Source organism: Streptomyces sp. NPDC029041, assembly GCF_040637515.1.
GTDB lineage: Bacteria > Actinomycetota > Actinomycetes > Streptomycetales > Streptomycetaceae > Streptomyces.
Map to the genome: position 1 here is coordinate 281,454 of NZ_JBEZWO010000006.1, position 23,966 is coordinate 305,419.

Below are 23,966 nucleotides of genomic sequence, written 5' to 3' on the forward strand. Positions count from 1 at the left end.
AGGCCGGGACGGCGCAAGGGCTGCGACGCGGCGCACGTGCGGCGGCGACCGGACTGGCTGCGCGCGGGTGCTGGCCTGACGGGCCGGGGCGGCGCTAGGCCGGACGGTCTGTCGGCGACCCTGTCAGGGGGCTGCGTCACCCTGCCCGCCCCTCCCCCGCGGTCATCCCGCGACCGGAGACTCCGCGGTGCAGCCGCCGGCGTTCACCAGGCCCTCGGCACTCTGCTCCTCGATCACCTTGCCCTTGTGGATGATCTTGCAGGTGATCCGGGAACCTTCGGGGTCGGCGGCGACCGGCATGACCGCCGCGGGCATGATGCCGCGCAGCGTGACCGTCTTCTTCCAGGGCAGTTCGGGCTTCGACACCGACTCGATCTTCGGGTCCATGGCCTTGCCCCCGCCGCCGTGGAATTCGATCGAGTCGATGTTCTTCCCCGTCACCTCGTAGGTGACCTCGTACGTCTCGTCGACGGCCTTGTCGACCTGGTCGACCGCCTCGGAGCAGGCGGTGAGGCCGAGCGCGAGACCGGTGACGGCGACGGAACAGACGGCGGCGCGAAGGCTGCGCTTCAAAGGGATTCCCCCGGATCATGACGGTCGAGTCCCGCAGCCAACCGCAAAGGGAAGGCAAAGTCAACTCGCCTTGTCCACGGGCCTGTCGGGCGACCGCCGGTGACGTCCGGCCGTCACACCCGTGCCGTCGCCGGCGGAGGCGTTCCGGCACATCGCCAGGGACATCCGGCCCAGACCCCTGCCCCTGAGCCGTTTACATCTGTGCCGCCGGGCGCTAACTTCCGCAACAGCGGGGTGGGAGCGCTCCCATCACGGTGGACCGGAACCCGCCCTCGAGCCGCCCCCACCCCGCGCTTCCGCACCCGCGCATCCGCAGGTCCGTACCCCCACGAACGGATGGTGCTGTCATGATCGCGACAAACAGGCCGGGGGGATCCGCGATGCCCCGACCGGCGCTCCCCTCCAGGGCCAGAGCCCTCTTCCTCGTGCTGCTCTCCCTCCTCGTGACCGTCCCGGCCATCGGCCTGGTCATGACCTCCGGCGGCGAGGCGGAGGCGCACGGCACCCCCATGAAGCCCGGCAGCCGTACCTTCCTGTGCTGGCAGGACGGCCTGACGGACACCGGCGAGATCAAGCCGGTCAATCCCGCCTGCCGAGGCGCGCAGCAGGTCAGCGGCACCACGCCGTTCTACAACTGGTTCTCGGTGCTCCGCTCGGACGGCGCCGGCCGCACCCGGGGCTTCGTACCGGACGGCGAGCTGTGCAGCGGCGGCAACCCCAACTTCACCGGGTTCAACACGCCCAGCAAGGACTGGCCGCTCACCCATCTCACCTCGGGCGCGACTGTCGACTTCTCGTACAACGCCTGGGCGGCGCACCCGGGTTGGTTCTACGTCTACATCACCAAGGACGGCTTCGACCCGACCAGGACGCTCACCTGGAACGACATGGAGGAGCGGCCGTTCCTGAGTGTCGACCACCCGCCGCTGAAGGGCTCCCCGGGCACGGTCGAGGCCAACTACTCCTGGACGGGCAAGCTTCCCGCCGGCAAGTCGGGACGGCACATCATCTACATGGTCTGGCAGCGCTCCGACAGCCAGGAGACCTTCTACTCCTGCTCCGACGTCGTCTTCGACGGCGGCAACGGCGAGGTGACCGGCATCAAGGAGCCGGGCAACCCGACCGAGCCGGTGCCCGGCACCTGCACGGCGACCCGCAAGACCACGGGCACCTGGAACGGCGGCCACCAGTCCGAGGTGACCGTCACCAACACCGGCACGGTCCCGATGCTCGGCTGGATGGTCGACTGGCGGCTCCCGGCGGGCCAGAAGGTCGACAGCCTGTGGAGCGGCAACGCGACCTACAACGGCCAGGCGGTGATGGTCCACAACGCCGGCTGGAACGGCTCCCTCGCACCGGGCAAGAGCACGACGTTCGGATACGTCGTCTCCGGGGCGGGAGGTGACAGTACGAGCAGCCTGCCCTGCAGGGTGGGCTGAACCGCCGGACGGGCGGGCCCGGTGACCGGGGCGACGGTGACCGGGCCCGTCGCCACGGCACGCTCCGGGCGGGCCGGGCGGACGGCCGGTTCCCGCAACGGGTACCCGGCGGCGTAGGTTGGCGCCATGGTGGAGGGGGCGAAGGCCGCGAGCGACTCGGCGGCCACGGGCGGGCAAGCCGGAGAGCGACGGCCGGGGGCAGGCGGCCGGGGGAAGCGGGGCGGAGCGGCCCGCTCGTCCCTGCTGATGGCACTGGGCACGATGGCGTCCCGGGCAACAGGGCTGGTCCGGCAGGTGCTTCAGGCGGCGGCACTGGGCACGGGACTGCTGGCGAGCACGTACAACACGGCCAATACCGTGCCGACGAGTCTGTACACCTTGTTCATCGGCGGGGCGCTCAACGCCGTGCTGGTGCCGCAACTGGTCCGGGCGCGGGCCACCGAGGCCGACGGCGGCAGGGCCTACGAGCAGCGGCTCGTGACGCTCGTGGTGTGCGTCCTGGCCGTGGGGACGGTGCTGGCGGTGTGGGCCGCACCGCAGATCGTGGGCCTGTACATGCGCGACACCGCCGACGGCCACGAGGCGTTCGAACTGACCGTGGTCTTCGCCCGGTTCCTGCTGCCTCAGATCTTCTTCTACGGCCTGTTCGGCATCCTGGGGCAAGTGCTGAACGCCCGGGAGAGGTTCGGCGCGATGATGTGGACGCCGGTGCTGAACAACGTCGTGCTGATCGGCATGTTCGCCGCGTACCTGGGGCTGATGACGGTCCCGGACCGGGTGGCGGACATCACCGCGACACAGGTGCGGCTGCTGGGATGGGGCACGACGGCCGGCATCGCCCTCCAGGCCCTTGCGCTGATCCCCTTCGTGCGCGCCGCGGGTTTCCGGTTCCGGCCGCGGTTCGACTGGCGGGGCGCGGGCCTGGGCAAGAGCGTCCATGCGGCGAAGTGGACGTTGCTGTTCGTCCTGGTCAACCAGGTCGCGCTGACCGTGGTGACGAACTTCGCCAACGCGGCCGACCAGGAGCTGCCGGATGCCGGTGCCGGCTACTCGGCCTACATGTACGCGCAGACCATCTGGATGCTGCCGCAGTCGATCGTGACCGTGTCCCTGGTGACCGCGCTGCTGCCGCGGATGAGCAGGGCGGCCGCTGAGGGCCGGATCCCCGAGCTGCGTGCCGACCTGTCGCGGGCGCTGCGTGTCACCGGGGTCGTCGTCGTGCCGGCCGGGTTCCTCTTCCTGGCTCTGGGCCCTCGGATCTCGGCGCTGCTGTTCGCCCACGGTGCGGCCGACGCCGCGACCGCCCAGCCGCTCGGGCAGATGCTCCAGGCGTTCGGACTCGGGCTGATCCCGTTCTCGGCGCAGTACCTCCTCCTGCGGGGCTTCTACGCCTTCGGGGACACCCGCACCCCGTTCTTCATGGCGACGTGGATCGCCGCGGTGAACATCGCGCTGGTCAGCTGCTGCCACCTGCTGCTCCCCGCGCGCTGGGCGGTGACCGGCATGGCCGGCGCCTACACCGTGTCGTACCTGGCCGGGCTGGTGATCACGGCGCGGCGGTTGCGCGGCAGGCTCGGCGGCCGGCTCGACGACGGGGAGGTGCGCCGGACGTACACGAAACTGGTGTGCGCCGCCGCCCTCGCCGCGGCGCCGGGCTGGGGGGCCGCCCGCGCCTGCGCCGCGTCGCTGGGCGACGGCACCTTTCCCACCGCGCTGGGCCTGGCTGCCGGAACGGCCGTGATGGCGGCCGCGTACCTCGCCCTGTCCCGTGTGATGAGGATCGACGAGGTCCGCGGCCTCGCCCTGCGACGGTGACGGCAGCGGGATCGGTCGTGCGGCGCTGCGTCAGCCGAGCGGCGGCCCGGGCCCCGGTGACCGAACCGGCCGGGCCTGCGGAACGTACCAGGCCGGGCGCCCCATATGTCTCGGTTATCCAGGTGTGCGATTCTGTGTGTGGGTGCCCTGCCGCTCGTGTGCGGCGTGGATCCGCCATGGGAGGCGCGACCCCGCGCCGCCGCTCCCGTGCCCGCGTCGTCGTCGCCTGAGTTCCGGGGACTCCCACCTGCCGGTGGCTGCGGCATGGACGGGAGGTGGATGCGGACATGCCCCACTACGGCGATGCCCGGGCCGCGATCCCCGGTCTTCGGGCGCCGGGGGACGGGGGCGCCGGTCCGCCTCGCCCCGCTCCGGAACCGGCCGCGCGAGCGCGGCTCCTGGCGTTCGCGGGGGTGACGCTGGCGGCGGTGTACGTACGCGGCGAGGACGGGGCCGAGCTGCGGCTGGTGGAGGCTGTCGGCGCCGGGTCGGAGCAGCGGTACCGGTTGCCGGGGCGGGTGGCGGTCCCGCTCCCCGGGGGATCTCCTGGCGCGGGATCCGCCTCGCCGCACGTCGGACCCGGGCATCGCGCCCGAAGCGGTTCCGGCGGGCCGGCATCGAGCGGTCACAGCGGGCCGGCGCCGGACACCGACGCCCCCGGCGCCCCTTCCCCCGCCCCCTCCACCCGTGCCGGTCCCGGAGGCAGCCCTCCAGGCCCGGGGACGGAAGGCGGCGGCCCGGCCGTCGCCGAGGCCTATCTGCGGGGGCGGCCCGTGTGGCTCGCGGGTGTGGTGCTCCCCGGAGGGGAGGACGGTGTGCCCGCCTCCGCCCCGCTCGGAGCCCTGCCGCTGGGGGCCGCGGGCGGCTGGCTGGGGTGTCTCGTCGTGGTGGGAGAGGCCGGGGAGGGGTTCGGCTCCGAGCAGCGGGAGTTCCTGGAGCAGTACGCCGAGGCCGTCGCCGAGCGGCTGCGCGGCGAGGCCGACCGGACGGCGCCCTCACCGCTGCTGGATTCGGCCCTGCGCGCCATGGGAGTCGGGTCCTTCGCCCTGTCGCCCGGGACCGGGCTGGTCGAGACGGACCCGGCGCTGCTCGAACTCGTCGGCATCCCCGAGGGCGGTTTCGACGGCAAGACCGACACCCTGCTCTCGGTCAGCGTGCCGGAGGACGTCCCCGCGCTGATGTCGGTCATCGAGCCGTCCGCGCAGGCCCCGGGCCGCCGTGAGCTGGAATTCCGTATCCGCAGGCCCACCGGTGAACTGTGCTGGCTGCGGCTGAACTGCCGGGTGCTGAAAGGGCCCGACGGCGCTCCCGAACGGGTGCTGGGCGTGGTGAGCGCGGCGCCCGTGCTGCGCCGCAGTGCCAGCGACGTCGCCCGGATCCAGTGGCTCACGGCAGCGCTCGACGACGCCACGACCGTACGGGACGTCAGCCGGGTCGTCGTCGCCGCGTTGCGCGAGCCGCTGGGTGCCGACCGGGTGGCGCTCGCCGAACTGCTGGAGGACCGGCTGGCGGTCACCGTGCTCGACCCGCCGGGTGCCGGTGCCTGGCCGGAGCTGTGGCGGCGTGAGTGGCGCTCGGAGTGGCCCGACGCACCGGTGTCCGCCCTGCCCACGCTCCAGGCGGCACTGCGGGACGGGCGGATGAGCCTGTGGCCGGCGGGGTCCGCCCTCGAACCGGGGCTCGCCGGGGTCGGCCCCGGCGGGCTCGCGGTGCTGCCGCTGCCGGCCAGGAGCGGGGTGGCCGGGGTGTGCCTGGTCGGCTGGGACACCCCGCACGAGTTCGCCCCCGAGGAGCGGGCTCTGCTGACCGCCACCGCCGGCCTGGTCGGGCAGGCCCTCAAGCGCGCGCACGCCTACGACGCCGAGCAGGAGCTCGCGACGATGCTCCAGCGCAGTCTGCTGCCGCGCCGGCTCCCCAAGCTGCCCGGGGGCACGGCCGTGGCCCGCTATCTGCCCGCCCGGCGCGGTCTCCAGGTGGGCGGCGACTGGTACGACGTGATCGCGCTGTCGGAGAGCAAGGTGGCCCTGGTGATCGGGGATGTGCAGGGACACAGTGCCGGGGCCGCGACGATCATGGGCCAGATGCGTACGGCGGTCCGCGCCTACGCCGTGGAGGGTCATCCTCCCGACGTGGTCGTCGCCCACGCCAACCGGCTGCTCGTCGGCATGGAGACCGACCTGTTCGCCACCTGCTGCTACGTCGAGCTGGACATGGAGGAGGGCAACGCCCTGTTCGTCCGGGCCGGGCACCTGGCCCCACTGGCGCGGCACCCCGACGGCGGCACCGAGGAGATCGCGGTCGAGGGCGGACTCCCGCTGGGTGTCCTCGCGGAGGCGGAGTTCCCGCTGACGGCCCTCGCACTCGCGCCGGGATCGGTGCTCGCGCTGGTGACGGACGGTCTGGTCGAATCGGCGGACCTGCAGGTGGACGAGGGGATGCGGCTCGTGCGCCAGGCGCTCGCCGCGGCCGATCCCACCGACCCGGGGCGGATGGCCGACGAACTGCTCGGCGAGGCCGGGCGGCGTGAGGACGACGTGGCGGTGCTGCTGCTGCGCTACGACGGGATGCGAATACGGCCGGTGCGTGCGGGCTGGGTGGTGTGGCGGCTGCCGGACGCGGTGATGCACGCCCGCCGGTTCACCGCGCGCACGCTGCGTTCGTGGGGCATCGCCGCCGAGGCCGACACCGTCCTGCTGGTGGTGTCGGAGCTGGTCACCAACGCGCTGGTGCACACGCAGGGCGCGGTCCGGGTGGAGCTGACCCTGGCGGCGGACCGGCTGCGGGTGACCGTGAACGACTCCTCACCCCGGGCGCCGGCCAAACCGGTGGTCGTGGACTGGGAGTCGACGGGCGGGCGCGGGCTCTTCCTGGTCGAGGCCATGTCGGCGGCCTGGGGTTCGGTGCCGGTGGGCGGCGGCAAGCAGGTATGGAGCGAGATCGTCGTCACGCGCCGGGAGAGCGAGCCCGGTGAGGAGCCCGACGAGGAGCCGGAGAGCGAGCCGGAGGAGGAGCGCAGGCCTGGCCGCGGCTGGGGCCTGGGCCGCGACCGGACCTGGGGCCTGGGCCGCAACCGGGACCGCCGCAAGGCCCGTGACCAGGGCCCGCGGGGCACCGGGGAGCAGGCCGCGAACCGTACCGCCGAAAGGGCCGTCCGCGACCCCGGAACCCACCACGGAGGCCCCTGATGCGCGGTCTGGGTCTGCGCGGTGCCGCCGCGCTGCTGGCGGTCCTGCTGGCCGTGTCCCTCAGCTCGTGCGCGGACAGCGGCGGCGAGGGCGAGGGCGAGCTGACCATCGGGCTGTTGCTGCCGAGCCGGGCCGTGCCCCGCTGGGAGAAGTGGGACCGGCCCCTGATCGAGAAGCGGGTCGGGGAGCTGTGCTCCGGGTGCAGGGTCGTGTACGCCAACGCCGAGAACGACGCGGCCAGCCAGCGGCAGCAGATGACCTCCATGGTCACCCGGGGCGTCTCGGCCCTGCTCCTGGACGTCGTCGACCCCAAGGCCCTGCGCTCCTCGGTGCACGCGGCGCAGCGCGAGGGCATCCCGGTCGTCGCCTACGACCGCCTCGCCGAGGGCCCGATCTCGGGTTTCGTCAGTTTCGACGGCGCCGAGGTCGGCAGGCTCCAGGGCCAGGAGCTTCTGAAGGGCATGGGCGCCAGGGCCGACGGTGGCGGTGTCGTCATGGTGAACGGCGACCCCTCCAGCCCCAACGCCGCCTGGTACGAGGGCGGGGCGCGGGCCGTTCTGAAGGACGAGGTGCGGATCCTGAAGTCGTACGACACCGTGGGATGGCGTACGGAGAACGCGCACGACCACATGTCCGCCGCGATCAGCGCGCTCGGCCCGAGCGCGATCGACGGGGTGCTCGCGGCCAACGACTCCATCGCGGCCGGTGTCATCTCGGCCCTCAAGAGCGCCCGTGTCGCGCCGCTGCCCCCGGTCACCGGGCAGGACGCCGACCTCGACGCCGTGCAGCGCATCGTCAAGGGCGAGCAGTACATGACCGTCTACAAACCGTTCCGGCAGGAGGCCGAGGCGGCGGCCGCGATGGCCGTCGCCCTGGCGCGCGGCAACGACGTCGACTCGCTGGTCACGACGAAGGTGGACAGTCCCACGACCGAGGACGTCCCGGCGATCCTGCTCACGCCGACCGCCGTGACGCGCGAGACGATCGGCCGGACGCTCGTCCGCAACGGTGTCTACACACTCGACCAGATCTGCACCCCGAAAGACCGCTCGGCCTGTGTCCGCGCCGGGCTCACCCGGTGAGCGAGGTGGTCCCCGTGGCCCATCCCCCCGTCCTGGCCCTGCGTGGCATCACCAAACGGTTCGGCGGCGTGCAGGCGCTGGTGGACGTCGACCTGCAGGTCCGGGCCGGTGAGGTGGTGGCCCTGGCGGGCGACAACGGAGCGGGCAAGTCCACGCTGGTCAAGGTGATCTCCGGGGTCAGCCCGGCCGACCGGGGGGTCATCGAGTGGGAGGGGCGCCTCGTGCAGATCAAGCGCCCGCACGACGCTCACGCCCTCGGCATCGCGACCGTCTACCAGGACCTCGCCATGTGCGACAACCTGGACGTCGTCGGCAACCTCTTCCTCGGCCGTGAGATCGACCGGGTGGGCGTCCTCGACGAGGTGGAGATGGAGCGCCGCGCCCGTGACCTGATGCGCGCGCTGTCGATCCGCATCCCCGACGTGCGGGTGCCGGTCGCCACGCTGTCGGCCGGGCAGCGGCAGGCCGTCGCGATCTCCCGCTCGCTGATGGGCGCCCCCAAGGTGCTGCTGCTCGACGAGCCCACCGCCGCCCTCGGCGTGGAGCAGACCAGTCATCTGCTCGACCTGATCGAGGAGGTCCGCGACCGCGGTATGGCGATCATCCTCATCAGTCACAACATGGGCGACATCAAGGCCGTCGCGGACCGGGTCGCGGTGCTGCGGCTGGGCCGCAACAACGGTCTGTTCGACGTGAGCACCGTGACCCAGGAGCAGATCATCTCCTCCGTCACGGGGGCGGCTGACAACGCCGTGGCCCATCGAACCAAGGGCGACGAAGGGGCGTGGCCGTGAGCCGCGGCGGGCCGCACCCGGACGGCGGACCGGCCGGGGCGGGCAGCGCCGGGCCGGTCACCACCGATCGCGAACAGGCCGCCGCCCGCGGGTGGCGGGACGGTGTGCGCCAGTACGCGCTGGAGGTCCGCGGCAGCGTGCGGGGCGGGGAGCGGGGGCCGCTGCTGGTCCTGGCCGGGCTGCTCGTGATCTGGATCGTGTTCCAGGGTCTGGACGACAAGTTCCTCTCGCCGCGCAACCTGTCCAACCTCAGCGTGGACATCGTCGGGACCGGGCTGGTGGCCGTCGGGATCGTTTTCGTGCTGCTGATCCGGGAGATCGATCTGTCGGTCGGTTCGGTCAGCGGCCTGGCGGGGGCGGCGTTCGCCGTGCTGAACGTGAACCACGGGGTGCCGGAGTGGCTGGCCGTGGTCGTGGCGGTGGCCGCGGGGACGGCCGTGGGTGCCTTCCACGGGTTCTTCCACGCCTGGCTCGGCGTCCCCGCGTTCGTGGTGACGCTGGCCGGACTGCTGATCTGGAACGGCCTGACGCTCTACCTGCTGGGGGCGAGCGGCACCATCAACATCGACGAGGAGGGCCTGGTCGCCTCCCTGACCAGCCGGCACTTCGGCAACGACCTGGTGGCGTACGCGGTCGCCGCGCTCGGCACGGCCGGGTACTTCCTGGCCGCCCACCGCCGGCGCAGCCGCCACCGGGCGGCCGGGATGCCCTACCGGACGGAGGGCGACATCGGGATGCGCACCGGTCTCCTCGCGGTGGTCGCCTTCGCCGGTGCCCACACCCTCAACCGGTTCCAGGGGCTGCCGCTGGCGCTGCTGATCTTCCTGGTGGTCCTGGTCGTCTCGGACTACCTGTTGCGCCGTACCCGCTACGGGCGGCGGGTGTACGCGCTCGGCGGCGGGGTCGAGGCGGCGCGGCGGGCCGGTATCGGGGTGGAGCGGGTGCGGGTCGCGATGTTCATGGTGTCGGGGACGCTGGCCGCGTTCGGCGGGCTGTTCGTGGCGTCGGGACTGACCTCGGCGAGTCCCACGACGGCCCGGGCCGCCGGTTCGGGGATGCTGCTGATCAACGCCATCGCGGCGGCCGTCATCGGCGGGACCAGTCTGTTCGGCGGGCGGGGCTCGCCCTGGTCGGTGCTGCTGGGTGTGGTGGTGATCCAGTCGATCGCCTCGGGGATGGGGCTGCTGGGGGTCCAGGACGCGGTGCAGTTCATGATCACCGGTGGGGTGCTGCTGGCCGCCGTGGCGGCCGACGCGCTGTCCAGACGCGCTCAGGCGCGAGGAGGCCGACCGTGACCGCGGCCCGCGCAAGCCGACCTTTCCTGACCTTTACTAACCTTTCCTCCCTTTTCCCACGTAATGCCTAAGAAAGGGTAAAGGTGGGTAGGGGCGGAGGTGTCATGAAACGCAGCCGCCTCGCCCGGGCGGCCGTGGCCGTCGCGGTCGCGGCCGGTCTGGCTCTCGCCGGATGCGGGGACACCGATCTGCCCGGCGAGGAGGAGCGGGCCGACCTCAGCGTGCTCGCGACGGACGTGCCGCAGATCCAGACCCTGAAGAAGCTCACCAAGAGGCATTTCACGGCGGAGACCGGCATCACCGTCGATTACACGGTGCTCCCGGAGAACGAGGCCCGGGAGAAGATGAACCGCGAGTTCGCGACCCAGGCCGGCACCTACGACGTGGCGAGCGTGAGCGCGTACGAGGTCCCGATCTACGCGGACAACGGCTGGCTCGCCCCGCTCGATGCCTATGTGAGGGCCGACGAGGACTTCGACCAGGACGACGTCTTCGAGAACCTGGTGTCCTCGCTGACCGGCGAGGACGGCAAGCTCTACGCCGAGCCGTTCTACGGCGAGGGCTCCTTCCTGATGTACCGCAAGGACCTGTTCCGCAAGGACGGGCTGACCATGCCGGCGAACCCGACCTGGAAGCAGGTCGCCGACCTCGCCGCCCGGGTCGACGGAACCGACGGCGCGAGCGGCATCTGCCTGCGCGGCCTGCCCGGCTGGGGCCAGAACCTCGCCCCGATCAACACGGTCGTCAACACCTTCGGCGGCGCCTGGTACGACATGGACTGGAACGCCCGGCTGACCTCGCCCGAGTTCAAGGAGGCCGTCGCGTTCTACGTCGGCCTGCTCCGCTCCCACGGCCAGCCCGACCCCGAGCGGATGGGCGTACTGGAGATCCTGGACAGTTTCGTCGAGGGCGAGTGCGCCATGATGTACGACGCCACGTCGCTGGCCTCGTCGATCGAGGCCGACAGCTCCCCGGTCAAGGGCAAGGTGGGCTACGTCCCGGCCCCGCACGAGAAGACCGACAAGGCCGGCTGGGTGTGGACCTGGGCCTGGGGCATCCAGCAGGCGTCCGAGCACAAGGACGCCGCCTGGGAGTTCATCTCCTGGGCCTCCTCCAAGCAGTTCCAGGAACTGGTCGGCCGGGAGATGGGCTGGACCGCGGCCCCCGCGGGGAACCGCAAGTCGCTGTACGAGAAGCCCGAGTACCAGCAGGCGGCCGGTGCCTGGTACCGGCAGGAGTACACGGCGGCGACGGACTCCGCCGACCCGAAGGACCCGGGCGTGGGCCCCCGCCCGTACACGGGCATCGGCTTCCTCGGCATCCCCGAGTTCGCCGTGCTGGGCACGGCGGTCTCCGAGCAGATCGCGGCCGCCATCGCCGGCCGGCAGTCCGTGGACGCGGCCCTCGACAAGGCGCAGGACCTCGCGCAGGCCGCGGCGGCGAAGTACCGCGGCGAGTGAAGCGGCTTGCGCGGTGGATCCGGCGAACGGCGCGGGCCGCGCCCCCGGTCACCCGGGGACGCGGCCCTCGAACTGCCGTAGCGGTCCGCTTACTTGCGGATCAGGCTGCGCAGCACGTACTGCATGATGCCGCCGTTGCGGTAGTAGTCCGCCTCGCCGGGGGTGTCGATGCGGACGACCGCGTCGAACTCGACGCCGGTGTCGGTGGTGACCTTCACCGTGCGCGGGGTGGTGCCGTTGTTGAGCTCCTCGACGCCGGTGAAGTCGAAGGTCTCCTCACCGGTGAGACCGAGGGACGCGGCGGTCTGGCCCTCCGGGAACTGCAGCGGCAGGACGCCCATGCCGATGAGGTTCGAGCGGTGGATGCGCTCGTAGGACTCGGCGATGACGGCCTTGACGCCCAGGAGCGCGGTGCCCTTGGCGGCCCAGTCACGGGACGAGCCGGAACCGTACTCCTTGCCCGCGAGCACGACGAGCGGGATGCCCTGCTCGATGTAGTTGCGCGAGGCGTCGTAGATGAAGGAGACGGGGCCGCCGTCCTGGGTGAAGTCGCGGGTGTAGCCGCCCTCGGTGCCCGGCGCGATCTGGTTGCGCAGGCGGATGTTGGCGAACGTGCCGCGGATCATGACCTCGTGGTTGCCGCGGCGCGAGCCGTAGCTGTTGAAGTCGCGGCGCTCGACGCCGTGCTCCGTGAGGTACTGGCCGGCCGGGGTGTCGGCCTTGATGGCGCCGGCCGGGGAGATGTGGTCGGTGGTGACCGAGTCGCCCAGCTTGGCGAGCACCCGGGCACCGGAGATGTTCTCCACCGGGGCCGGCTCGTGGGCCATGCCCTCGAAGTACGGGGGCTTGCGCACGTAGGTGGACTCGGCGTCCCACTCGAAGGTGTTGCCGGTCGGGATCGGCAGCGCCTGCCACTGGGCGTCGCCCGCGAAGACGTCGCTGTAGGACTTGGAGAACATGTCCTCGCCGATGGCGTTGGCGACGACGTCGTTCACCTCGGCCTCGGAGGGCCAGATGTCCTTCAGGAAGACCGGGTTGCCGTCCTGGTCGGCGCCCAGGGCGTCCCGGGTGATGTCGACCTTCATGGAGCCGGCGAGCGCGTAGGCCACGACCAGCGGCGGGGAGGCCAGGTAGTTCATCTTGACGTCGGGGTTGATCCGGCCCTCGAAGTTCCGGTTGCCGGAGAGGACCGAGGTGACCGCGAGGTCGTGGTCGTTGACGGCCTTGGAGACCTCCTCCGGCAGCGGGCCGGAGTTGCCGATGCAGGTGGTGCAGCCGTAGCCGACGAGGTTGAAGCCGACCTTGTCGAGGTAGGGGGTCAGGCCCGCCTTCTCGAAGTAGTCGGTGACGACCTTGGAGCCCGGGGCGAGGGTGGTCTTGACCCACGGCTTGCGGGTCAGGCCCTTCTCCACCGCCTTCTTGGCCACCAGCGCGGCGGCGACCATGACGTACGGGTTGGAGGTGTTGGTGCAGGAGGTGATGGCCGCGACCGTCACCGCCCCGTGGTCGATCTCGTACGACGTGCCGTCGGGGGCGGTCACGGTGACCGGGTTGGACGGAACGGCGGCACCGGTGCCGTCGGCGTGCTGCGGCGCGCCGGCGCCGTTCTCCTGGCTGCCGTAGGCCGGGGCGTCGGAGGCCGGGAAGGACTCGGCGCTGGCCTCGTCGACCGGGGAGGCCGCGGTCTGCTGAGCGGCGGGCGCCTCGACGTAGTTGAGGACGTCCTTGGCGAACTGCTGGGCGGCCTCGGCGAGGACGATGCGGTCCTGCGGGCGCTTCGGGCCGGCGATGGACGGCACGACGGTCGACAGGTCGAGTTCGAGCTTCTCGGAGAAGTCGGGCTCGGCGGCCGGGTCGAGCCAGAGGCCCTGCTCCTTGGCGTACGCCTCGACCAGGGCGAGCTGCTGCTCGCTGCGGCCGGTGAGCCGCATGTAGTTGATGGTCTCGTCGTCGATCGGGAAGATCGCGGCGGTGGAGCCGAACTCCGGCGACATGTTGCCGATGGTGGCGCGGTTGGCCAGCGAGGTGGCGGCGACGCCCTCGCCGTAGAACTCGACGAACTTGCCGACGACGCCGTGCTTGCGCAGCATCTCGGTGATGGTCAGCACGAGGTCCGTGGCGGTGGTGCCCGGCTGCAGCTCACCGGTGAGCTTGAAGCCGACGACGCGCGGGATGAGCATGGAGACCGGCTGGCCGAGCATGGCGGCCTCGGCCTCGATGCCGCCGACGCCCCAGCCGAGGACGCCGAGGCCGTTGACCATGGTGGTGTGCGAGTCGGTGCCGACCAGGGTGTCCGGGTAGGCCTTGCCCTCGCGGACCATGACGACACGGGCCAGGTGCTCGATGTTCACCTGGTGGACGATGCCGGTGCCCGGCGGGACGACCTTGAACTCGTCGAAGGCGGTCTGGCCCCAGCGCAGGAACTGGTAGCGCTCCTTGTTGCGGCCGTACTCCAGGTCGACGTTCTGCTTGAAGGCGTCGTTGGTGCCGAACTTGTCGGCGATGACGGAGTGGTCGATGACCAGCTCGGCCGGCGCCAGCGGGTTGATCTTCGCCGGGTCGCCGCCCAGCTCCTTGACGGCCTCACGCATGGTCGCGAGGTCCACGACACAGGGAACGCCGGTGAAGTCCTGCATGATCACGCGGGCCGGCGTGAACTGGATCTCCTGGCTGGGCTGGGCCTGCGAGTCCCATCCGCCGAGGGCACGGATGTGGTCGGCGGTGATGTTCGCGCCGTCCTCGGTGCGGAGCAGGTTCTCCAGCAGGACCTTGAGGCTGTAGGGAAGGCGGGCCGAGCCCTCCACCTTGTCCAGCCGGAAGATCTCGTACGACTCGTCGCCCACCTGCAGCGTGCTGCGGGCGTCGAAGCTGTTCGCCGACACGACAGTCTCCTTCATTGATGTGCGCGTACCACCACGATCCTGCCGCCACGGCATCTCGGCCGATCCGCTAAGGTAAGGCTAAGTTAGGTATGCCTTACCGAGGGTGGCGGCTTGCGGTGCTCTCTCGGCAGATATCTCGATGTCGAGATAACTCTAGTACACGAGCGCCGGATGGTCATGCCCCGGCGCCCCTCGCGCGGTCATGCGCGCCCTTTTCCCGGGTATGCGAACGAGGTCCGCACACGACGGACCGGGTATCCACGCATGACGGAGAGGAGACAGGCATGCCGCTCACGTTCCGCAAGAGTTTCCGGATCCTTCCGGGGGTGCGACTGAACATCAACAAGCGCTCCTGGTCGATCACCACCGGCGGCGGAAAGAACGGCCCCCGTTACACCCGCAGCAGCACAGGACGCCGCACGACCTCGATGGATCTGCCCGGACCCTTCGGATGGCGGCGCACCACGAGGTCGCGTCGACACTGAGCGCGCCGGGCGGGGTTGACATCCCGTCACCCGTTCGGACCCCCCGGTCGGGGCGCATCTCATATCTGAGATAACCTCAGCCTCATGGCAGACGACTATCTCGTACGCATCGGCAAGCTCATCCGTGACGCTCGGCAGCACCGTGGCTGGACACAGTCACAACTGGCCGAGGCGCTGGGAACCAGCCAGAGCGCCGTCAACCGGATCGAGCGCGGCAACCAGAACATCAGCCTTGAGATGATCGCGCGCATCGGGGAGGCCCTCGACAGTGAGATCGTGTCACTCGGCTACGCCGGTCCGATGCATCTGCGGGTGGTCGGTGGACGCCGGCTGTCCGGCGCCATCGACGTGAAGACGAGCAAGAACGCGTGCGTGGCACTGCTGTGCGCCTCACTGCTCAACGAGGGGCGCACGGTGCTGCGCCGCGTCGCCCGGATCGAGGAGGTGTACCGCCTCCTCGAGGTGCTGAGCTCCATCGGCGTGCGCACCCGGTGGATCAACGACGGTGTCGACCTGGAGATCGTGCCGCCGGCCGAGCTGAACCTGGCGGCGATCGACGCGGACGCGGCCCGCCGCACCCGCTCCATCATCATGTTCCTCGGCCCGCTGCTGCACCGCGTGGACGCCTTCAAGCTGCCCTACGCCGGCGGCTGCGACCTCGGCACCCGCACGATCGAGCCGCACATGATCGCACTGCGCCGCTTCGGTCTGGACATCGCCGCCACCGAGGGCCAGTACCACGCCCGGGTGGACCGCGCGGTCAGTCCGGACCGCCCGATCGTCCTGACCGAACGCGGCGACACGGTCACCGAGAACGCCCTGCTCGCGGCCGCCCGGCACGACGGCATCACCGTCATCCGCAACGCCTCCTCCAACTACATGGTCCAGGACCTCTGCTTCTTCCTGGAGGCCCTCGGCGTCAAGGTCGACGGCATCGGCACGACCACGCTCACCGTGCACGGCGTGCCCACCATCGACGTCGACGTCGACTACTCCCCCTCCGAGGACCCGGTCGAGGCGATGAGCCTGGTGGCCGCGGCCGTGGTGACGGAGTCGCAGCTGACGGTCCGCCGCGTGCCCATCGAGTTCCTGGAGATCGAGCTCGCGGTCCTGGAGGAGATGGGCCTCGACCACGACCGCACGCCCGAGTACTTCGCCGACAACGGCCGCACCCGGCTGGTGGACCTCACCGTCCGGCCCTCCAAGCTGGAGGCGCCGATCGACAAGATCCACCCCATGCCGTTCCCCGGCCTGAACATCGACAACGTCCCGTTCTTCGCGGCCATCGCGGCCGTCGCCCAGGGCAAGACCCTCATCCACGACTGGGTCTACGACAACCGGGCGATCTACCTGACCGACCTGAACCGCCTCGGCGGCAGGCTCCAGCTCCTGGACCCCCACCGCGTCCTGGTCGAGGGCCCGACCCGCTGGCGCGCCGCCGAGATGATGTGCCCGCCGGCCCTGCGCCCCGCCGTGGTCGTCCTGCTGGCGATGATGGCGGCCGAGGGCACGTCGGTGCTGCGCAACGTGTACGTCATCAACCGGGGTTACGAGGACCTCGCGGAGCGGCTGAACTCGGTCGGGGCGCAGATCGAGACGTTCCGGGACATCTGAGCGACGTATACCGCCGCACCCTGTCTGTCCTGCGCTGACGCAGGCCTGAAGGGGGTGCGGTGGCACCTCTGGGACTTCTCTGGGACTTCGGGCCGGGACCGGGCTCCTGCCGGCCGTCGGGCTGTGCGAAGACCGCGTCGATGGCGGCGCTGCCGCGCGCACCGCGGGAGGGCTCACAGACACGGGGATCCGTCCGGAGCGCTCTCTTCCAGCGAGGCGACCGCCCCGGCCTCGGCCAAGGCGGGCTTCCAGACGCGGAGTTGAAGTAGTTCCGGTTGATCGCCTTGCGTGATGCCGCGCCGGGAACGGAACGGGAACGGACTCCGGGACAGTCGAGGCGTTCCTGGCCCGCGACGCGGGCCACCGCAGGAGTACACCATGTGAGGAGACAGTGCCGTGCCGGTGGTGACCGTGGACTGGTGGAAAGGCAACGACCGACAGAAACGAGCCGATCTCGTGAGCGAGTTGACCTCGACTCTGGCGCGAATCGCGGGATGCCCGAGGGAGGCTGTGACGGTCCTCGTGCGGGATGTGGAGCAGGATCACTGGGGCCGCGGCGGAACCCTCGCCGACGAACCGCAGGAGACGCCGGCGGTCGTGGCGAAGCCGCTCGCGCAGGCCGGCTCCGGGGCCCCGGACAGCCGTTGACAGGACCGCGGTGGGACACGGTCGGCGCCCCGCCGCACGACCGGTCCACCCGCGTCCGCGGACTGGGCACCGCGCGGCGCGGTGCCTCCTTCCGGGGGCCCGGGGCCGCACCCGCAAGCCCGGCCGGGTCCGCCGCGGAGCGGGACGACAACGCCGTGCTCCGGGGCGTGATCCCCACGGCGCGGGCACGCACGTCGGCGCCCTGGCGGGCCGGCGCGCGGCTCGCCGACGCCCCTCACACGTGCCATCGGCCACGCGCACACCCGACCTCCTTGTGTGAGGAACGACAGCTTCGTCTCCGCCGCGAGACCATGTCCGATGTCGGGCATCGCTTCCCGTCCGGCACCCTATGAAGACACGCCACACCGCAACGGTCCGTACACATCCGTGCTGCCAGAATGTGAGTGTTGCTCACGGCCGCCCCGATGCCGTTCCCTGTATGAGGTGAAGATGAAGACGGCCGCGGCCGGTCCGCCGTGCGGTCGTCTCATGCAGGCTCCCGGTTTTCGGAGCTGCCGCCCCGGAACCGGAGAGAGGACAGGTGTCAATGCCTCAGCCCCCGCCGATAGGCTTCCGTATCCTCGGCTCCGTCGAATGTTGGGACGCGGACGAGCGTGTGCCCCTCGGCGGTCCGGTCAACGAACGCGTCCTGGTGACACTGCTCCTCGAACCCCAACGCGTCCTGCCGGTGCACCGCCTCGTCGAGTCCGTCTGGGACGAGGACGCTCCCGCGACCGCTGCCCACCAGGTACGGAAGGCCGTCGCCGAACTGCGTCAGCGCATCCCCGGCGGGCGGGACCTGATCGTCACCGACGGACCCGGATACCGCGCCGCCGTCACACCCGAACAGCTCGACCTGCTGCGGTTCACCGAGGCGCTGCGCGGGGCCCGCGAACGCCAGGCCGCCGGCCAGTCCGCGGACGCCGCCGCGCTCCTGCGCGAGGCCATCGCGTTGTGGCGGGGACCGGTACTGTCCGGCAACGGTGGCGCGGTCGTCGACGCGGCCTCCGCCGCGCTGGAGGAACGGCGCATCACCGCCGTCGAGCAGCTCTTCGACCTCAGGCTGGAAGCCGGAGAAGGCGCCGAACTGGTCGCCGAGATCCGCGAGGCCATGGGCAGCAGCCCCCTGAGGGAAACGTTACGGGGTCAGCTCATGCTCGCCCTGTACCGCTCGGGCCGCCAGGCCGAGGCACTCGCCGAGTACAGCGCGATCCGCGCCGTACTCGACGAGGAACTCGGCATAGACCCCGGCGACGCCCTGCGCGACCTGCACCAGGCCATCCTGTGCAACGACCCGGCGCTGGCCGCTCCCGCCGAGCTCCCTGCCGTCCCGCCGGTGGTGACGGACAGCCGCTCCACCCTGCCGTACGACCTGCAGGACTTCACCGGCCGTGAGGAGGAACTGAACAAGCTCATCGGCTTCGTCGAAGGCGCCACCGGCCCCGGACCGCTCATCGTCGCCATCGACGGTATGGGCGGCAGCGGCAAGACCTCCCTCGCGGTACGCGCCGCGCACCGCCTCGCCGACCGGTACCCGGACGCCCAGCTCCACCTCGACCTGCGCGGCTACACCCCGGGAGAGGAACCCCTCACCCCGGCCGCCGCCGCCGAGGTGCTGCTGCGCATGCTCGGCGTGCCGAGTGAACGTATTCCCGACGACGCGGAGAGCCGTATCGCGTTATGGCGCTCGACCATGACCCGGCACAGGATGATCCTCCTCCTTGACAACGTAGTCGACGAGGGACAGGTGAAACCGCTGCTGGCCTCGCCGACCGGCACGGTCGTCCTGGTCACCAGCCGCGCCCTGCTCGTGGACCTCGACGCGGCGCACTCCGTCTCCCTGGGCACCATGGCACCACCGGACAGCGTCGCCCTGATCGTCAGCGTGATCGGGGAGCGGCGGGCGCAGGCCGAGGCGGAGGCCGTCGCTGAACTGGCCGACCTCAGCGGCCACTTGCCGCTGGCCCTGCGCATCGCTGCGGCCCGGCTGCGCAAACGCCCCCGCTGGACCGTGCGCTACCTCGTCGACCGGCTCCGCGACGACACCCAGCGCCTCGCCGAACTCAGCGCCGGAGAACGCAGCGTGGAAGTGACGCTGCGGCTCTCCTACGAGGGACTGGGCGCGGGGTACCGCAAGGCGTTCCGGCATCTGGGCCAGTACCCCGGCACCGACCTCGACGTCTACACGGCGGCAGCCCTCCTGGACACGGACGTCAGAGAGTCGGAGGAGGTCCTCGAGTACCTCCTCGACATGCACCTCGTCCAGCAGCACGAGCCGGGCCGTTACGCCTTCCACGACCTCGTGCGCAGCTTCGCCCACATGCTGTCGAGGGCCCGGAACTCCGGCGGCACCGGTGAGTTCAGCGACGAGGCGGCGGGCGCGGTGCGGCGGCTGCTGGAGTTCTCCCTCGCGGCCTCGGACGCCGCCTGTGACCTGATCTTCCCGGGCCGGGTGCGGATGGCGCGCCCGGAGTCGTCGTTCCGGCCGGGGCTCGCGCCGCTGTCGGGGCCGCAGGACGCCCGCGACTGGTTCGAACGTGAACAGGACAGCCTCCTCGCGGCGATCGCCCTCGCCTTCCGGCGAGGTCTCGACCGCGAGGTCGCCCTGCTCGCGGCGAACGTCGTGTTCCACCTGGACCTGCGGGGCCGGCTCGACGAGTTCCTCGGGCTGTGCCGCACCGCCGTCGCCGCGGCCCGCCGGCTGGACGAGCCCGTGCTGCTGCGGCTGAGCCTGTCCAACCTGGCGGTGGCCTGCTGGAAGCGTGGACAGTTCGAGGACGGCGTCACCGCCGCGGTGGAGGCCCACGGGCTGGCCGTCGACCTCGGCGACCGGCGCGGTCAGGCCAAGGACACCGGCATCCTCGGCCTGCTGCTCGCCACCACGGGCCGCTTCGACGAGGCGCTGCTCCGGCTGGAGAGGTCGATCGCCCTCAAGCGCGAACTGGGGGCCGAGCGCGCGGAGGCGGAGTCGCTGTCGAACATCAGCGGCGTCCACATGGAGCGGGGCGATTTCGAGGAGGCGGTGCGGGCGGCGACCCGTTCCGTGGAACTCGCCCGCAACATCGGCGCGGTGGAGAAGGAGCTGGTGGGGCTGAGCGACCTCGCGCAGATCCAGTTGGCGATGGGGGAGGTCGCGGCAGCGGCCGCGACGCTGGCAGAGGCCCGCGAGCGGGCTCCCGGGGTTCTCCCTCCGGCCGAACGGGCGCTGCAGCTGATCCTCTCCGCGGAGGCCGAGGGCCGGCTCGGCCGGCGGGAACGGGCCCTGCAGTGGGCGGAGGAGGCCCTCGCCACCAAGGGCCTGGAGGACGCTCCGGTGCGCGAGGCCATGGTCTGGAACATCGCCGGACGCTCCTTCCATCGCAACGGCGACCACCAGCGGGCCCTGAGCCTGCACCGGCAGGCCCACGGCTCCGCGGCCCGGCTGGGCCACCATGTGGAGGAGGCCTACGCCCTGGACGGCATGGCGGGCGCCCTGGCCGCACTGGATGACGCCGAGGGGGCCGCCGAGCAGGGCGCGGCCGCGGACGCCGCCTTCCGGGCCATGGGGATCCCCGGCCGGTACCGCCGCTGACCCCCGTCCCGCCGCCGTTGCTCCGTCGTGTCGATGCCCGCCGTGAGCGACGGCGGGCATCGGGAGCCCCGACGAGGGAGCAGGGCTCTCCTTACGGTCAGACAGTGGCGAAGTTCGGGCCTTCATCACCGTACGTCCCGGCGGTGACGGCGTTCGGGCCCTCATCGCCGTACGTCCCAGCAGCCACGATGTTCGGGCCTTCATCACCGTACGTCCCAGCAGCCACGATGTTCGGTCCCTCATCGCCATACGTCCCAGCAGCCACGATGTTCGGGCCTTCATCACCGTACGTCCCGGCGGTGACGGCGTTGGGGCCCTCGTCGGAGACGAGCGTGAGGCTCGAGATGCGGTTCGGGCCCTCGTCCAGAGTGGGAGCCGCGGTGGCCGTCCCGGAAGCGAGACCGACTCCCATCGCCAGGGCGAGCACAGAGGAAGCGAGGAAGCCCGTCGTCGTCCCGATGACCTTGCTGCTCATGATGTCTGCCTTCTGTCGTCGCGTCTGCGGTGCTGACAGGAAGAAGGTCGCGCCGAGCGCTCCCGCGCTGTTCCGCTTCCGTTACCGGCCGGCCGGGAGCGGAAGGGAATCGCTCGGGAACCCGATCCGCTCCACCGCGTCCCGCCCACGCCAACCGCCCGTACGGACACCTGCGGTCCGTACGGGCGGTTGGCGGCACGCAGGGGCGTGTGAGCCGCCGGATGGGCTCCGGTCTCAGATGGTCTCCGGTCGGCGGCTCACCTCGGCGCGCAGCAGCCGACCCGCCGCGGCGACGGTCCGCGCGGCGTCCTGAGCCGACTCCGCGGTCAGCGTCACGTAGCCCTCCGCTCCGTGCCCGGGGCGGGGGATGTCGTCTCCCGATGCGTAGGGGAAGTGGACCTTGTGCACGCCGGGCAGCTCGGAGACCGCTTCCAGCCCCGACACCGACAGCAGCCGTCCTGCCGGCAACCGGTAGGAGGCCGCGGCCGCGCACCGGTGGGCCGTGGGCGGCTGCACGGGTTTCCCGGCCAGCGCCTGGAAGAGTTCCGCCTCCGCGCGGAAGCCCGTGGCGAGCTCGATCAGTGAGGGCAGCGGTTCGTCCGGATACCGCGCCTGGGAACGCACCACGCGCGGCCCGTCCGCCGTCAGCACGACCACGGTGTAGGCGAAGCCGAACTCGTACCCGGCGAGGTCGAGGAGTTCCGTCGTGATCGCCCGCGCCTCCGCCTCTTCCCGTTCCCCGAGGGGCGCCGGGAACAGACAGCTGCTCCCCGGACACCAGGCACCGCCCAGCGCCGCGATGCCCACCACCCGGTGCATGCCGTCGACCGTGAGTGTGACGACGCCGAACTCGGGCCCCACCAAATGCTCCTCCACCAGATAGGAGTGCTCACCGACCGTTCCCCTCGGACGGAGGGCGGAGCCCTGGGAGAGGGGCGGCAACGGGCGCACGGTGACGGCGGTGCCGATCTGCTCGACGGCGGCCGGCAGTTCCTGCGCGGTGCGGACCCGGGCGGCCGCCACGTACGAGTGCCGGCTGCCGTTGAGCAGGGCGCGCATCGCCGCCCGCTCGCCCAACAGGCGTGCCGCGTCAGCGGGGTTGGGGCACAACCCCAGCCGGGTCGCGGTCTCCGCGACGGCGGGCAGCTCGGCCGAGCCCGCGAAGGCCAGCAGTCGCTCCGTACGGTGCGTCCGCGCCGACGTTTCGATCGCCTCGGTCAGGGCGGCGGCGTCCGTGAAGTCGACGAGCTCCACCGGCGCCTCGGACAGGATGCCTCCAGGGGGCCGGCGGGCATCGGCGAGTACCCGTACGGCGAATCCCGCCGCGACGGCCTCGTGCGCCAGCCGTGGCGAGGGACATACCAGCAGCAGCCGGTGCGGAGCACTGTCCGGAGAAGGGAGCTCTTGGGGCCGCTGGTCTGTCTCGCTCATGGGGGCTCCTCGTGTTGTCGGCGGTGGGCGGGGTCCGGTATGCGGCGCGCTGCCGGCCTGGCCCACGTGGCCCGGGCGGTTGTCGATGCCTAGGTGCTGTGGATGTCGCTCGTGTGTCACCGGATCGCTCCCGCGGATTCGCTTCCGCGAGCGCGCTCCTGCGGACGCGGTCCTACGGACTCGTTCCGGCGAGCGGAACCGCGGGTTGAGCCCCGCGGGTCCGCTCGCGCGGAGCGTTCTCGCGGAACCCTGTTGTGGAACGCGCCCGCGCGCGTCGGACCGGTGCTCGCCGGAATCGTCCTGCCGGCCGTTCCCGAATTCCTCCCCACGCGTTCCCGGCACCGGGGAACGGGCTCCCGGCCCCCATCGATGGCCGGGGAACCGTGGGGGAAGGGAACGGGAACGGGCTCCGCGAGGCTCTCTTCGAACCGCACCACGCCGGCGACCGTCAGGCTCTCCTTCCCGCAGGACGGCCTCGTCCGCCGGCTGCCACCTCCCCGCCGACTGGAGCAGCCATGAACGACACTTCCAAGGAGTCCGCCTCTGTCCTGCCCTTCAGGCCGTCCACGGGGGCCGGCGCGCGCCCGGCGACACCGACCGCCACCCCGCCCGACGCCACCCGTATCGGTCTGCTTCGCCTGATGCGCGAAGACCTGGACGTCGTCGTCGAGCGTGATCCCTCCGTCCGCAGCTGTCTGGAAGCGGCGCTGCACCCAGCGCTCACCGCCCTGTGGACGCACCGGGTCGCGCACCGCCTGCACGCCGCCGGCCGACGGCTCCCGGCCCGCGTGCTGTCCCGCTGGGCCCGGCGGCTCACCGCCGTGGAGATCCACCCGGGAGCGGTACTGGGCCGCCGTGTGTTCATCGACCACGGGGCCGCCGTCGTCATCGGCGAGACCTGCACGATCGGTGACGACGTGACCATCTACCACCAGGTGACGCTCGGCGCGGTCGGCTGGTGGAGCGACAACCGCAGGCCGGAGGGGGCACGCCGGCACCCGGTGGTGGGCCGCAACGTCGTCCTCGGCACCAACGCCACCGTGCTGGGCCCCGTGACCGTCGGCGACGACGCGGTCATCGGCGCCCAGGCGCTGGTCAACAAGGACGTACCCGAGGGGATGCGGATGCTGGCGGCGACCGCTTCCGGGCTCCCGCCGGGCCGCCGGGCCGACGACGTCATGGCGAGCATCGCCTCGGCAGGCTCCTGGTAGCCCGCC

16 protein-coding genes are annotated in these 23,966 nt (G+C 71.7%); 12 read left to right on the plus strand and 4 right to left on the minus strand.

Annotated elements, in window-relative coordinates; translation table 11 throughout:
* Positions 1-162: 162 nt before the first annotated feature.
* Positions 163-573 (minus strand): MmpS family transport accessory protein, encoded by a 411-nt coding sequence (locus AB0F04_RS17395; protein ID WP_362042392.1) that lies wholly within the window; start codon positions 571-573, stop codon positions 163-165.
* 380 nt (positions 574-953) lie between these two features.
* Here AB0F04_RS17395 and AB0F04_RS17400 point away from each other — a divergent pair, with 380 nt between their 5' ends.
* From AB0F04_RS17400 to AB0F04_RS17430, 7 genes are all read left to right on the plus strand, one after another.
* Positions 954-2,012 (plus strand): lytic polysaccharide monooxygenase, encoded by a 1,059-nt coding sequence (locus AB0F04_RS17400; RefSeq protein ID WP_362042393.1) that lies wholly within the window; start codon positions 954-956, stop codon positions 2,010-2,012.
* Positions 2,013-2,138: 126 nt separating this feature from the next.
* Positions 2,139-3,827, plus strand: a complete 1,689-nt coding sequence (gene murJ / locus AB0F04_RS17405; protein ID WP_362042395.1) for a murein biosynthesis integral membrane protein MurJ — start codon at positions 2,139-2,141, stop codon at positions 3,825-3,827.
* A 773-nt stretch (positions 3,828-4,600) separates the two neighbouring features.
* The gene (locus AB0F04_RS17410; protein ID WP_362042814.1) at positions 4,601-7,012 is read left to right on the plus strand and encodes a SpoIIE family protein phosphatase; all 2,412 of its coding nucleotides are present in this window, start codon (positions 4,601-4,603) and stop codon (positions 7,010-7,012) included.
* Positions 7,012-8,094 (plus strand): substrate-binding domain-containing protein, encoded by a 1,083-nt coding sequence (locus AB0F04_RS17415; protein ID WP_362042397.1) that lies wholly within the window; start codon positions 7,012-7,014, stop codon positions 8,092-8,094. Before AB0F04_RS17410 ends, AB0F04_RS17415 begins: the two co-directional genes overlap by 1 nt.
* A 14-nt stretch (positions 8,095-8,108) precedes the next feature.
* Positions 8,109-8,888 (plus strand): ATP-binding cassette domain-containing protein, encoded by a 780-nt coding sequence (locus AB0F04_RS17420; RefSeq protein ID WP_362042399.1) that lies wholly within the window; start codon positions 8,109-8,111, stop codon positions 8,886-8,888.
* Positions 8,885-10,183: a sugar ABC transporter permease gene (locus AB0F04_RS17425; RefSeq protein WP_362042401.1), complete on the plus strand. Its 1,299-nt coding sequence runs from the start codon at positions 8,885-8,887 to the stop codon at positions 10,181-10,183. The genes AB0F04_RS17420 and AB0F04_RS17425 overlap by 4 nt, the downstream gene beginning before the upstream one ends.
* Positions 10,184-10,287: 104 nt before the next feature.
* On the plus strand, positions 10,288-11,643 hold the full coding sequence (locus AB0F04_RS17430) for a sugar ABC transporter substrate-binding protein (RefSeq protein WP_362042403.1): 1,356 nt from the start codon (positions 10,288-10,290) through the stop codon (positions 11,641-11,643).
* Positions 11,644-11,732: 89 nt separating this feature from the next.
* Here AB0F04_RS17430 and AB0F04_RS17435 read toward each other — a convergent pair whose 3' ends face one another.
* The gene (locus AB0F04_RS17435; RefSeq protein WP_362042405.1) at positions 11,733-14,525 is read right to left on the minus strand and encodes an aconitate hydratase; all 2,793 of its coding nucleotides are present in this window, start codon (positions 14,523-14,525) and stop codon (positions 11,733-11,735) included.
* A gap of 284 nt (positions 14,526-14,809) precedes the next feature.
* Between AB0F04_RS17435 and AB0F04_RS17440 the strand changes: the two genes are divergently transcribed.
* The 4 genes from AB0F04_RS17440 (at position 14,810) to AB0F04_RS17455 (ending at position 20,843) form a co-directional block, all read left to right on the plus strand.
* The gene (locus AB0F04_RS17440; protein WP_362042407.1) at positions 14,810-15,010 is read left to right on the plus strand and encodes a DUF4236 domain-containing protein; all 201 of its coding nucleotides are present in this window, start codon (positions 14,810-14,812) and stop codon (positions 15,008-15,010) included.
* Between the two features lie 84 nt (positions 15,011-15,094).
* On the plus strand, positions 15,095-16,624 hold the full coding sequence (locus AB0F04_RS17445; RefSeq protein WP_362042409.1) for a UDP-N-acetylglucosamine 1-carboxyvinyltransferase: 1,530 nt from the start codon (positions 15,095-15,097) through the stop codon (positions 16,622-16,624).
* Between the two features lie 396 nt (positions 16,625-17,020).
* Entirely contained in the window at positions 17,021-17,272 is a 252-nt protein-coding gene (locus AB0F04_RS17450) for a 4-oxalocrotonate tautomerase family protein (protein WP_362042411.1), read from the plus strand.
* Positions 17,273-17,819: 547 nt separating this feature from the next.
* Positions 17,820-20,843 (plus strand): BTAD domain-containing putative transcriptional regulator, encoded by a 3,024-nt coding sequence (locus AB0F04_RS17455; protein WP_362042413.1) that lies wholly within the window; start codon positions 17,820-17,822, stop codon positions 20,841-20,843.
* 97 nt (positions 20,844-20,940) lie between these two features.
* Here the strand turns inward: AB0F04_RS17455 and AB0F04_RS17460 are convergent, their stop codons facing one another.
* Positions 20,941-21,318: a hypothetical protein gene (locus AB0F04_RS17460; RefSeq protein ID WP_362042415.1), complete on the minus strand. Its 378-nt coding sequence runs from the start codon at positions 21,316-21,318 to the stop codon at positions 20,941-20,943.
* A gap of 234 nt (positions 21,319-21,552) precedes the next feature.
* On the minus strand, positions 21,553-22,749 hold the full coding sequence (locus AB0F04_RS17465; RefSeq protein ID WP_362042417.1) for a hypothetical protein: 1,197 nt from the start codon (positions 22,747-22,749) through the stop codon (positions 21,553-21,555).
* A 641-nt stretch (positions 22,750-23,390) separates the two neighbouring features.
* Here AB0F04_RS17465 and epsC point away from each other — a divergent pair.
* Positions 23,391-23,960 carry a serine O-acetyltransferase EpsC gene (gene epsC / locus AB0F04_RS17470; protein WP_362042815.1) on the plus strand — a complete coding sequence of 190 codons (570 nt, stop codon included), beginning with the start codon at positions 23,391-23,393 and terminating at the stop codon, positions 23,958-23,960.
* Positions 23,961-23,966: the final 6 nt, after the last annotated feature.

Bases quoted from the DNA above. Each gene is read 5' to 3' on its own strand.
- murJ (WP_362042395.1), top strand. From the start codon at position 2,139: ATGGTGGAGGGGGCGAAGGCCGCGAGCGACTCGGCGGCCACGGGCGGG.
- AB0F04_RS17460 (WP_362042415.1), bottom strand. From the start codon at position 21,318: ATGAGCAGCAAGGTCATCGGGACGACGACGGGCTTCCTCGCTTCCTCT.
- AB0F04_RS17430 (WP_362042403.1), top strand. From the start codon at position 10,288: ATGAAACGCAGCCGCCTCGCCCGGGCGGCCGTGGCCGTCGCGGTCGCG.
- epsC (WP_362042815.1), top strand. From the start codon at position 23,391: ATGCGCGAAGACCTGGACGTCGTCGTCGAGCGTGATCCCTCCGTCCGC.
- AB0F04_RS17440 (WP_362042407.1), top strand. From the start codon at position 14,810: ATGCCGCTCACGTTCCGCAAGAGTTTCCGGATCCTTCCGGGGGTGCGA.
- AB0F04_RS17445 (WP_362042409.1), top strand. From the start codon at position 15,095: ATGGCAGACGACTATCTCGTACGCATCGGCAAGCTCATCCGTGACGCT.
- AB0F04_RS17400 (WP_362042393.1), top strand. From the start codon at position 954: ATGCCCCGACCGGCGCTCCCCTCCAGGGCCAGAGCCCTCTTCCTCGTG.
- AB0F04_RS17465 (WP_362042417.1), bottom strand. From the start codon at position 22,749: ATGAGCGAGACAGACCAGCGGCCCCAAGAGCTCCCTTCTCCGGACAGT.
- AB0F04_RS17455 (WP_362042413.1), top strand. From the start codon at position 17,820: ATGCCTCAGCCCCCGCCGATAGGCTTCCGTATCCTCGGCTCCGTCGAA.
- AB0F04_RS17415 (WP_362042397.1), top strand. From the start codon at position 7,012: ATGCGCGGTCTGGGTCTGCGCGGTGCCGCCGCGCTGCTGGCGGTCCTG.